The 11,652-nt window shown below is 49.3% G+C and carries 11 protein-coding genes; 3 read left to right on the top strand and 8 right to left on the bottom strand.

What is annotated here, in order from left to right:
* Positions 1 to 310 precede the first annotated feature (310 nt).
* The 4 genes from HOK28_01505 to HOK28_01490 form a co-directional block, all read right to left on the bottom strand.
* Complete coding sequence (locus tag HOK28_01505; protein ID MBT6431735.1) at positions 311 to 1,831, bottom strand: SUMF1/EgtB/PvdO family nonheme iron enzyme; 1,521 nt, start codon at positions 1,829 to 1,831, stop codon at positions 311 to 313.
* Complete coding sequence (locus tag HOK28_01500; protein ID MBT6431734.1) at positions 1,821 to 2,837, bottom strand: hypothetical protein; 1,017 nt, start codon at positions 2,835 to 2,837, stop codon at positions 1,821 to 1,823. Before HOK28_01500 ends, HOK28_01505 begins: the two co-directional genes overlap by 11 nt.
* A gap of 310 nt (positions 2,838 to 3,147) precedes the next feature.
* The gene (locus tag HOK28_01495; GenBank protein MBT6431733.1) at positions 3,148 to 3,813 is read right to left on the bottom strand and encodes a hypothetical protein; all 666 of its coding nucleotides are present in this window, start codon (positions 3,811 to 3,813) and stop codon (positions 3,148 to 3,150) included.
* A 442-nt stretch (positions 3,814 to 4,255) separates the two neighbouring features.
* Positions 4,256 to 6,538: a hypothetical protein gene (locus HOK28_01490; protein ID MBT6431732.1), complete on the bottom strand. Its 2,283-nt coding sequence runs from the start codon at positions 6,536 to 6,538 to the stop codon at positions 4,256 to 4,258.
* Positions 6,539 to 6,902: 364 nt separating this feature from the next.
* Here HOK28_01490 and HOK28_01485 point away from each other — a divergent pair, with 364 nt between their 5' ends.
* On the top strand, positions 6,903 to 7,067 hold the full coding sequence (locus HOK28_01485; GenBank protein ID MBT6431731.1) for a DUF4114 domain-containing protein: 165 nt from the start codon (positions 6,903 to 6,905) through the stop codon (positions 7,065 to 7,067).
* Positions 7,068 to 7,205: 138 nt separating this feature from the next.
* Here HOK28_01485 and HOK28_01480 read toward each other — a convergent pair whose 3' ends face one another.
* From HOK28_01480 to HOK28_01465, 4 genes are all read right to left on the bottom strand, one after another.
* Complete coding sequence (locus HOK28_01480) at positions 7,206 to 7,628, bottom strand: hypothetical protein (protein MBT6431730.1); 423 nt, start codon at positions 7,626 to 7,628, stop codon at positions 7,206 to 7,208.
* A 333-nt stretch (positions 7,629 to 7,961) separates the two neighbouring features.
* Positions 7,962 to 8,399: a hypothetical protein gene (locus tag HOK28_01475; protein ID MBT6431729.1), complete on the bottom strand. Its 438-nt coding sequence runs from the start codon at positions 8,397 to 8,399 to the stop codon at positions 7,962 to 7,964.
* Positions 8,400 to 8,735: 336 nt separating this feature from the next.
* Entirely contained in the window at positions 8,736 to 8,963 is a 228-nt protein-coding gene (locus tag HOK28_01470; protein ID MBT6431728.1) for a hypothetical protein, read from the bottom strand.
* A gap of 63 nt (positions 8,964 to 9,026) precedes the next feature.
* Complete coding sequence (locus HOK28_01465) at positions 9,027 to 9,623, bottom strand: hypothetical protein (GenBank protein ID MBT6431727.1); 597 nt, start codon at positions 9,621 to 9,623, stop codon at positions 9,027 to 9,029.
* A 120-nt stretch (positions 9,624 to 9,743) separates the two neighbouring features.
* On the opposite strand from HOK28_01465, the gene HOK28_01460 reads away from it, so the two are divergent.
* Both HOK28_01460 and HOK28_01455 read left to right on the top strand, forming a co-directional pair.
* Complete coding sequence (locus HOK28_01460; GenBank protein MBT6431726.1) at positions 9,744 to 10,520, top strand: hypothetical protein; 777 nt, start codon at positions 9,744 to 9,746, stop codon at positions 10,518 to 10,520.
* 137 nt (positions 10,521 to 10,657) lie between these two features.
* Positions 10,658 to 11,652: OmpA family protein (locus HOK28_01455; protein MBT6431725.1), on the top strand; the 995-nt coding region annotated here is incomplete at its 3' end.

The following is an 11,652-nucleotide window of genomic DNA, read 5'->3' as shown; positions in this document are numbered from 1 at the left end:
CATTTTATTCTCCGCTGGGTGGACCTCTATCTCTCAGTCGAGGGCCCGGTTAATAAGTTAATAGTCGGTCATTGAAGTTGAAATGGTTATCGGCGGATTAGCGAGACTGTTGCTTGAAAAACAGGGCGGCTTCGTACTCACTGCGAATAAAACCGTAAGCGACTGTTTTTATTGCATATTATCTTTTAATGAAGTTAGAAAAATAAGTCCCAAACCGGTTAGAAATAGGAATTATCCACTCGGCGGTGCATGTATCTCCCCGCCCTGACTCTTGCAGAGTGTGGGTGGGGGCCCGGTGGAGTTTCAGGCCTTACTGGGCGCAGCGGAATCCGGTCCCGAGGTCACGGGCGTTCGGATTACCGTAGAAACGATAAGAGGCGCGCACGCCATTCGAGCTGCTACCGTAGAACGACCCACCACGGAGTGCGCGCGCGCTGCCGTCTAGAGGACCTTCGGGGCCTACCCAGCCTTCTGCTGGCGTTTCAGCATAATAGCTGAAGCTATACCAATCAGCCGTCCACTCAAACAGATTACCAGCCATATCCATTGCGCCATAAGGGCTTGCGCCGACGCTTAAACTTCCCACGGGCCGAGTATCACCAGGGCAACCATACATAGCAGTCAGTTCACAAGTGGCTTCTTCATTACCCCATGGAAACCTTCTACCATCAGTTCCACGGGCTGCTTTTTCCCACTCAGCCTCTGTGGGAAGGCGCTTACCTTGTGCTTCACAATAGGACTTAGCCTCTGTGTGGTTTACGTAATTAATGGGCCGAGTATCGCGGTTGTTGTTGTAAGTGCGTAACTCGCCGCTAGTAGAGCCCTCATAGACGCAGTTGCCGGAATCCACACAAGCTTTATACGCACCCGCGCTTACTTCTGTGGTATCGATATAAAAGCCATCCAAGTACACCTCGTGGTAAGGGTATTCGTCTCCAGCACAGCTTGACTCCTCTTCTTCATTACAACCCATCCAAAAAATTCCTGGCGGCACATAAACCATGCCTTCAACCATATTGTCTGGGTCGTTAAAACAAGTTGAGAAGTCAAAACGGCAAGCATCCAGGCAGCTGACATTGCCCGCCTGATAAACGCTGGCAATACTGCTACAGGTAGCCTGCTCCAAGCTGGGCTCGCAGTCTTCTCCACCACCATTAAACACAAAGCCGTCACCACATGCCGCTATTCGGCAAGTACCATTTTCACCATCGGGGCAAGCATCGGTGAGTATGCCGTTGCCATCATCGCAGGTTTCAAAATTTGCACCGTCTACCACGCCGTCACCGCAGTAAGACAAACAATCCTTACCGCAATAATCGCCGCCATCAGTGTTTCCATCATCACATTCCTCAACACCGTCAGACTCAACCACGCCATCACCGCAGTGAGCGCGATAACCGTCACAGGTTAAATTACAAAGCAGACGAGTGGTTAAGCTCTCGTTGTAGGTGTCGCTGTTTTCAGAACCAGCATCACACACTTCATCATTGGTACGGCTGCCATCGCCGCAGTAAGGAGCCAATCCGCTGCAAAAGGTATTACAAACCTGTGCGCTCCCGGAATAACCATCCGTGTTGCGGGATCCGTCGTCGCAGGCCTCATCTCCTGCCACAATGCCATCGCCGCAAAAAGAATCACCATCGGTTACACAGACCATGGCAGTGCCATCATCGGTTTCTTTACACTCGGCACCGGCTGGGCATTCTGAGCCATTCTCACAAGCCAACGCAATCCCATCTGGTATTTTTAAGTCAGCGGTACACGCGGATGTGACACACAGCACAGCCAGTGCGCCCATAAGATAACTTAGCTGAAACCTGCTATTCTTCATGGTCGTCACTCTCACTAAGCAGCGCCCAGTCCGTGAAAAGACTCATCACTGTAGACGTCAGCGCAAGCGCCCCACCTGCAATCAAGCCAATGTTACCAATCATCACATAATTCTCAGCCTTGCTTTGTGCATCGTGAAATGGATTCAAGCCTTCGCCAGAATAAAATCCGTCCCCTTGCCCTGCTCCACTGTTGTAATGCGTCACCTCCTTTTGCCCCAAAAGCGCAAAAGTGCCACCTACCGTCAAAGCCGCGACCGACACGCCAATGGTTGTCAGTGTGATAAGCGGCGCAATGGGCGGAGGATTCAAACGCAGCAGCACCTTTTTGGCCACGCCGCGCTTGGTTCCTGGCCGGTTGGGCCGGTTTGGATAAAGCTCTTCTACGGCAGGACCAAGAGCTAAAAGAAACTCTTCTCCATTACCAATGGTTAGGCGCTTGTTTACGGTGCTTACCACCTCTGCCCGCCTTTGATTGATACGGCGCACAAGAAAGCTGCGCCCATCGGACTCTTCTGTTAATCGGCCCGTGATGATTTCATCCACACCAAGAGCACCAGCTATCTCTGCCAGGCACGCCTCATCCGCATCACAACCCATCGCTTGGCGCTGCGCCTCAAAATTAATCATCTCGCGAATTTCGTCCATGCCAATCACGGAAGCACCTTCAAGCTTTCGCACCTCGGAAAGCAAAGATGCCGTGATGATTTTGCCCATGCCCTCGGGAATATTCACCAGCTCTAAATCATAAACAGCAACTCGATAGGTTTCCTGGGGGCTATTATCTGCGCAGTTATTTTGGCGGCTCATCGCACGGGCATCCCGAGCTTTGTCCAGCACCGCAGTCTGAGATTTTACAATATCGCTGTCCAATAAATCAGGGTTTTCTGCGGCTACTCTTTTGAGTTCAATCGCGGCTGCGGTCTCAGCAATGGAGCCTGCCTTCTGGGCATAGAGTGACGGTGTGACCAATAAAAACAGAAGAACAGAGCCTAAACATCGAAGCATTACACAACCCCCGCCTGCATGTTTACAGAGTGCAAGAGGCAGCTCAAGCTCTTACAAACTCAGCTGAGATATAAACGGTTAATAAATTCTGGATTAGATGATGGAGCAAGTAAGGCTAGATATAAAAGGCAGGTCAAAACCATCTAAAACATTATTTTCACGAGACTTTTCAACGGCCCATGAGACAGAATACTATTTTTAGTGAGCGCAGAATACCGTTGAAGGAGTAACTGCCGTCAGGTTGCTCTGAGAGCCTTCGACTTAGGTGGGAGTTTGGTTGGTAAGATAAAGCAGTACATCAGATTAAGTTTTAGAATTCAAAGCCCAGGTTGACTCCGACCGATAGCCGGTGTCCGCCCACCTCATATGTTTCATGGTTAACCGAGTCAAAAAGACCACTCAGCGAAGCATTATATTGACGCTTAGCCAGATCAACTTGGCCACTCCCCCAAACTCCAAGTACAAGACCGGCAGCTGGCCAGACTCTCGCATCCAAGCCTACACGTGCCCCGATAAAGGGTAAAATCGCAAAATCAGAATTATCGGCAACGCTTTGAAACATACCATCGTCAATAAAGTTGTTGAGCGCATGCACACCAACTTCTCCTACCGTTTTAAACTGCAACCAGTCTGCCAAGTCATGTCGCCAACCGAGCATAGCTCCAAGGTTGTAGCGTTGACCTTCAAAAAGAACTTCTCCAAACGTTCCCGATAGTCCAGCCTGAAACTCACTCCAGTTGTAAGTGGCGTCCACGCCCACAAGAACGCCGCCGCCATAATAGCCCTGCTTACATTCCTGGCACTGAATTTCCCGGATACTTCCATCAAAGATTACGCCGAATCTCGTATCAATGGACCAGTAAGAGGCCGAGTCACCATTCTTATACTCTTTCACAGTACCCGCCGCACCCGCCAAAGGGGCTGCGAAAAACACTACGCACATCGCTAACAATACGGTCCAATTCATTTTTTTCATCATCAACTCCTTAACGCAAAACATTCAAAGCATTGCGTCCATCAGGTTGCGATTAAGACGAGATAGTATTTATTCGGATTCAATCTTTTCGGTTGAATATTGGACTCAAGACCGAAGTCCAAAGGCAATTTCAATGGCCAAATCAAGCAGTTAAAAATGTACAAATCGCGATCAACGGCTGCATTTTAACAACAACAATAAACGAACCCTGAATACACGCGCTGATCCATGATCACTTCGTGCCTGATAGGTAGTACAACCAATATTTTGGCCACCTTAGTTGCTTCCGTCGTCGTGAGCGTATCGACAATAGCCCAACCGGTCTTACCCTAAGTGATGGTTAGGTTTGAAAGGTCGTATCCCTGAACTTTGTAACCTCCATCGGTTACTTTAAAGAGTTCGTGAATATTGTTGAGTGTCGCTTTGCACCAAAAGGCTCGGGTTATTGATGGAAAATGATAGCGCTCGGCACAACGTCTTCCGGATACTGCGTAACCAAAGGAGCGTTGAGAGAGCTGCGAGCTCCGAACCAGTGAATCCCTAGGTCCACCAGAGCGCTTGAACCGGCATCAGCCACACTCTTTAACTTAATCCCGACCTTCACCGGAGTCTTTGGAATACCCAGTTGAAAAGTCGTGGATTTACTTTGAGAATAGTTGTCCGCCATTCGATAGCGTATACGGATACTCTCTAAACTGGACACTGATTCGTTTAGCTTCGTTGCAGCGTCCTTCGAAAGTTTCGGTTCACCATTCATCCAAGAAACCGGAATGGTTTTGGACGGAGTTGAGAAGGTGGCCTCAATAAGTATTGCGTTAGCCAAACCTTTCGGATCCATGTCAGCCAGAAAACTGAACGAAGACATCGCTCCACGCAGCACATCGGGACCGACTCCAATCGCTTTTGCCACTTGCTCTGACAAACCAAGAGCATCGGAACCCTTAACCAAAGTATTGAAGCCCTCCAACGAGACGGACATCGCTCTAACCAGCCCCGTACCTGGTTGAGTCTGCACTGTTTCAACTCCCGCTGGTGGCGGAGTCCATGCAATATAAGCAGACTGGTAAAGCATCGTATTGATCAACGGTGTTGCTGGTTCGTACTGACGCGGCTTACCATCTTTTGCTAGTAAATCCTTGCTAGCCACAACGGAAGCTACAGCGGTAGCTGTGAGCTTGGTAGAGCATTGTGTATAAGTGAGCCGCGTGTCCTGAGTGAAAACCACTAGATTCTTGGAACCGGATCCCCCTTGTTGCTCACTCATTTGATAATGCTGCAGGCGGTAGTTGGTAAACTTCTTAGAAATGGTTATACCGGCCTCTGCCGTGGCAGCGAATTTAGCCAAGGAAGTCGCGGTTAAGCCAGCCGAGGCTTTCACCGAAGCCGACGCTTCCGGTTTGTGTCCAACAAGGTTCAAAAAACATAAACCAGAAGGAATTCCATCTCCCAGCTCAATCGTTGGAGTTTCACGCGAATATTCTTTTTCGCGATGAGCGTGGGCATGTTTATAAAGCAAGGATATCTTTTCTTTCATCAAGCGACGATTTTGTGCAGGAAGCTTAATGGCTTCTCGCACTCGCTCCAGCGCTCCTTTGATCTCCTCTAATGAAGCATAGCCCGACAAACCTTTCTCGGCTGACATTGCACGCACCAAATCATCGGAAAAAAGTTCCATCGCCTGATTTTTGACTGTCCTCTTATCGGATTTATTAAAGCGGCGGGCCGCCCATGAACGCGCCAACTGAATGTCGATATCACTAATAGATTTCTCAATATTGCGTAAATAACTTGGGTCCGCACCTGCGATGTAATCGGCCCATGCCAAAAAGCTCATGGCATCACCCAATGCCTGCATCAGGTCTTCAAATGGGATGTTTCCTTTGGTTACAGCTTTTTGTATTCGCGTCCAGAAGCCTAATTTAGGTAGCAGATTTTGGAGTACCCCAGTCTCGGATTTCCTTAAAAATAATTTGATGCGCTCTTTGGTACCCTGCCTGGTTCCTGCCGGCGCGACGTAGTGTCCAAATAACTCTTTTAGCTCCTGGGAATTCGCACTAGAAAACCAACTGGGCGCTGGGTCACGGACATGTAGAAACTCCCCACTGTAACTTATACCTGCACTCAGAGACGCTTCCGCCGAGGCACCAACCGCAAGCTTTTCAAGCACTGCTCCACCAACCGAGCCATGCTTTTCTTTTACGGCTTCGCTCATAGCTTTAGATTCCGAATCCTCGGTCATCATGGTCTGAGTACCGGCGTCCGAATGACCAACAGATGCTTTAACGCCAATGCTCGCACCCAAGCTAACAGAGCACTCATTCAGCTTACCTTGGGCCGCAATAAAACAAACGGGCTTAGCTCCGGATGAATTGCCTATGATGCTTTGACGAATGGTGACCAAAACCGTTTCGGAAGACCGCGCATAGTCCCCACTGGCTTTTACTTCGGCCGTAGCAAAGCCGGGAAGAAATAGCTTTCCAAAGTCAACGGCGACCTCAATGCCGCCACCGGCGCCCGCTACGCCATAGCCTTGAGCGGCCTGTCCCGGGTAACTAAAACCCAACTTCATAAATGCATTGAAGAGCGCGTCACCATTAGCCGCATAACCTTCGGCTGTTTGATGCTCATACGAATCGTGTGCTCGAATTAAATCTTCAGATACCAATTCCGCGGTCGTTGGACGCTTATGAAACTGGCGTAGTACTCGAATAATATTATCGGCCATTGAGGTACTCCTTGATTCCGAGGAAAACTATACCGGACCTGCTCAGGGGTAAAGATACAGTTTTGGTCGGTCCAGGGAAAAGCCGAGCAAGCAAAATACTGCGCCAAGAAGGCAGTGGTTGCCCTGAAAATTTACTGGTGGTTTTTGTTGCATTTGCCGAATACCCTCCAACGAGCCGTCTGACCCATCAATCAGCTACCGGTTTAGGTCTCAATAGGAAGTCATCTCCCAATGCGATCCAAAGCACACCCGCAGCTTCGTAAGCGGCGCGACCTTACCTAGAAGCCAGTTAAAAGCAAAGCTGGTGTGTAGTCCGCGACAGTGAGCTCGATGAAATCTAATTATTCCAGTCGCCTATAGATTAGTGGGAGATCAGAGAAACCCCGACTCAGAAATCCATGCTCGCATTGATACCCTTGAGTCTGGCGCGCACCGTTTTGGATTCGAAGACCTCTACGGCGGCGGCGACCGTGATTATGATGATTGCGTATTCGAAGTAAGCGGAAGCGATGCAGACTGGCTTGAATAGACTAAAGTAACAAATCCCCTAGAGCGGTCTTTCGTGTTTAGCGGAAGGCCGCTTTTTTTTGAGGTCCCCTCAAAAAAAAAGAGTGTGCACTCCAAAAAGCACACACTCTCATCATTTCTCACGCTATGTTCTGAGAGATTAGTCTACATACTTGATAGCGGCAGCCTCACAAAACGTATTCGAAGATACTTGGTTTGTGGTTCCACTCACAGCATCACCCAACAGGCTGGCTTCAGTGGTTGTTGTGCTCGTATTGCTACTCTCAGAGTAAAAGGCAAGAGACACAACTGCATCAACATCACCGAATTTGGCCTTAGCCGCATCCAAAAGCATCGCACGAACAGATGCCAAGTCCTTGCCCGTAGTCACAATGTTATCCATATCAACAACAACATATCCAACAACCTGAACCTTGCGACCTTCTACCTGAACATCGTCGTTCATATTAGCAACGTACGGGACTGAGAGCGTCGAAATCTTTTGCTGATTGACAGATCCGATACTACACCCACACGCAAATGCTGTAGCCATTACCAAAGAAGTAAATTTAAATAATTTCATAGTTTTCCCAATCGATTAGAACTTTTAAAACATCAATAAGTTATTGCGGCAGACTAATTACTCTTTGGCTTAAGATCAATTTAAAAGAAGATTTGAATCACCACTCTTTTCCTGATTTGCCGTACCATCTGCATAACGAAGTACTCCTGGAACGACTCAAAAGGCACATCGTAAAAATGACCGAAATAACCAAGACCGAAAAAGGCGATTCTAACATTACTGTAGGTGATCTCTGATTTTTCAGCGTAGGGTTAGACCCCTGTCAAACAATAGAGCGTTTGGCTTTGGTCTAAGCCCTTGAGGTCAAATTCTCCCGCAGACTCATAGCCTGCATCAGGTAGATGGGCCTTCACCGCAGATGAATTTATCGATGGTTCCGCCGTGTTCGAAAATCACTTCATTCATCACCGTGAGATACTCGTTAAGAATCTCCGAAATACCCTCGGGACCAAGCCGCTCTGATGTGGCGGTAAATCCCTTGAGGTCGCTGAACAAAATGGTCACTTGGCGAAGCTGCGCGGGCTGCTCCATGCTGAGCTTACCGTCGAGTATTTCCTGTACCAGTTCGGCCGGTAGATATCGCTTGCACACGCTCTCGGTGAGATACTCATTGAGGCGCTTGATTTCTTTTTCACCAGATTTAAGCTGAAGCAAATTGCGAATGGTCGTGCTTAGATCCACCTTATTAAAAGGCTTCCCAAGAAAATCATCGGCGCCAACGCCCGTGCCCACAAACTTGCTCTCTTCGTCGCTCTTGGCGGTGAACATCACAACCGGTTGCCGCGAAGGGTCTCATCCTCACGAATCGCCGTGACCATTTCAGGACCCGACATATTCGGCATCATCCAATCCGAAACAATCAAATCCTGCACATGCTCTTTTGCCGCATCTAAGCCTGCCTAACCATCTTCGGCGGTGACCACCCTATAGCCCATATCCAAGGTCCTGGCCTTCACCCATACCCTCTTCTATGTCTTGGCTCCCAAAGCGAAAGAGAGTGAGCAGAATGATTAAAGGATACACAAACGAAATCGCAAACGCCCAAAAGCGTTTTGTCTTTTCGCTAAGCTGCATGAACGCCATCGTTTCCCTCAAATAGACGCTTAGTTATTCGCAAAAAGCGCAGCGCAGATTGTCTTGGGTGTCATCGCCAAAATAAGTGAGGCCCACGCAATACTCCTGCTCACCCGCACCGCAGGTGATGTTGCAGTCGGTTGCGCAATTGTTACAGATGATGCCGTCTTTTGCTGCGCAGGAAGAAACTCCGTCGGAGTCGCCGCAACTAACCAACAACAAAGCAAAGAAGATTGAGCAAAGGATTAAACCGTATTTCATGACCACTCCAGGAAAGGGATTTAGCGTAATTTTATTGAAGAACGAATACGAAAAATTAGTTCATTATCGCACATCACTGATTGCATTGAGTTCCAAAGCGTCCACTCTTTCTGTTCGGCAATTTTGTTCATCCTGGCAATCATATTCACGAGAGACCAATAAGGCATCTGCCACCAACTCAATGCAAAGGGTGTTACGCGTATAGTTCATAGCCACGCCGCCAACGGTTGCTGTTTGCGCATTGTAACTTGTGGCGACTAAAGCAGTTCCCTGCACTTCACACTCAACGATTTTTCGCGAGCGAAATAAGAGAGCATTTGCTCCTATCTTCTTCGCGCTGTCTTTAATGTTGTCCCATAATTTTTCATCTGGGCTAACAGTTTCTCGGGACGTGTTTGCACTGCCTAAGCCACGAAATGAAGCAATCACCCGGCTTGGCTTATTGGTTGGCTTCAGAAATACTGGAATCTTCCAAAGCCTGTTTTGACCACGAGTTTTACCACGAGCAATATTATCCGTTGTTTCCATCACAACATGGATTCCAGGATGTACACGGGTACATGCACAGAGTCCCAGCAAAGTTAAAAAACCAATTCCCACGAGTACTTGTCGAAACACCATATTTATCGCCCCCTGCTTTAAGATATAACCACGGTTCATAGACAAATTCCTTAAATAAATCCAATACATGAAAAACCACTTATAACCTTGCCAAACCCAAACCCAGCCGCTAAGGCAGCGCCCTATCTCGGAAACACTCTTGATTTGGTGGAATATTCAGTGACCGCAGTATCTCTCAAAGCCTTAGCCAGCATCGATAAGCAGGCCTGTGCCGCGCTGCGCGATAGTCTCATTCAAGAGCGCTACGCCGTGATTTCCATCGACGATGCCTCAGCTCAAACCGCGCTGGTGGAAGCGGTAAACCAATTCGACCCAGAACAAACCTTTCGATTCCCAGCCCGCGACGGCATCTCGAACTACGATGAAACGAATAAAGCCTGCTTCGGCATTCTCTACCGCGCCGCCCTCACCTTCACACAGGCTATTTTAGAAGCCGAGCCCAGCTTAACCGAGAGCTTCCCGGTGGTGGCGCAATCACTCGCCGAAGCCCTGCACCCAGACTTTAAACTCTTCGCCGGAGAAGACACCAACGCACCTTTTTCTTCCGCCGATGCTCCCTTTGCCCACACCTTCTTCAATATCTTCAACTACGACCATGGCATGCTCAACGAGCACAAAGACCGCGGCCTGGTAACGGCCATCTATATTTCTCCGAATAAGAGCGGTAGCCAATCTGTAAGCCAGCTTTGGGTGGGACGAGGCAACAACGATTGGGTGGCCATGGACGCGCTGGTCGATGGTGGCCAATTTGTGGTGTTCGTGGGCGAAGAGCTAGAAGAGATGGGCAAGCAAGTGGGGCTGGATTTTCTGGCGGTAGAGCACAGTGTGCGCGTCGTTCCCCATGGTGAGTATGTATCTCACTCTCACCAGCGCCGAGACCCCGATGCGCAGGCCTCAGGCAACCGCAAGAGCGCCGCTTTGGTGCTTTGTTCTTGAAGATTAAGCAGCCTCCTCCACATAACGAAGAGACTAGTCTTTCCCTGCACTTACGCGCTAAGCTCTAGTCTCAGGGCTTGGAGTTAGATAGATTGAAATCTGGCACGCCGAGTCGCGCAATTTGGGGGACATAAAATATGAGACTGCAGTCATTACGTAATCACTCATCCGCTAAGCCATGGTTGGCTCTGGTGGTTTCTGCCGTCATGCTTATGGGTCTGCCCAGTCATGCGGGGAAAAAGAAAAAGGGTAAGCACGCCAAAGTCTCCCTCACGATTCAACTGCCGAAAAAAGGAAAAGGCTTCACGCGCCCACAGCGTAAGAAACTTCGAAAAATTGCCATTCACCTCAAGGCGCACCCTGAACTCGGCAACATCACCGTCGTAGGTCACACAGATTCTCGCGGTAAGGCGCCTATGAATCTAAAGCTTTCTCTCAAACGAGCAGAGAACGTGAAAGCGATGCTTATTAAACTGGGCGTAAATCCCGAAAGATTGGTCGCCGAAGGCAAAGGCTCCACTGAGCTGAAGAACCCTAAAAAATCCAAACGCGCGCACCGTCAAAATCAGAGGGTAGAGCTCATCCCAACTCCAGTGGCCAAACCAGAAGCAGCAGTCGCCGCCGCTGCTCCTGTTGAAGCTCCTGTTGAAGCTCCTGAACCTGCCCCAGCGCCTGAAGTATCCGCGGAACCCGCCGCTCAACCCGCTCCAAAAGTAGCAGCAGCGGTACCGGTTACGCCGCCCTCTCCACCCGTAAAAACCGCGACACCTAAAGAAGCCAAAGCACCTGCCAAAACATCGATCCCGAAAAAGATTAAAGAGCCTACCCGGCCTAAGGCAGGCCCTATGACGGCGCGTAACGAAGCTCCCAAAAAACAAGACACTGCTCCGGTTCAGGTTGCAACTCAATCGTCATCAAGCAATGCACCTCTTTGGATAGCCTCAGGCGTTACCATTGCCGGCGCTACCGCCGCCATCGTGCTCGGTGCTGCCGCTTCATCCAAAGCAGACAAGCTCGACACGCTGGTAAGGGGCACCACCGATTACGAAGACATTCGTGATTCCAGCGCTCAGTTGGCGCTCATCTCAGACATTTCTATGGCCGTCGGTATTATCGGGCTTGCCACCTCACT

This window comes from Deltaproteobacteria bacterium (assembly GCA_018668695.1).
Lineage (GTDB): Bacteria > Myxococcota > XYA12-FULL-58-9 > XYA12-FULL-58-9 > JABJBS01 > JABJBS01.
The sequence above is the reverse complement of the archived record's forward strand: the minus strand, read 5'-3'. Positions and strand labels throughout refer to the sequence as shown.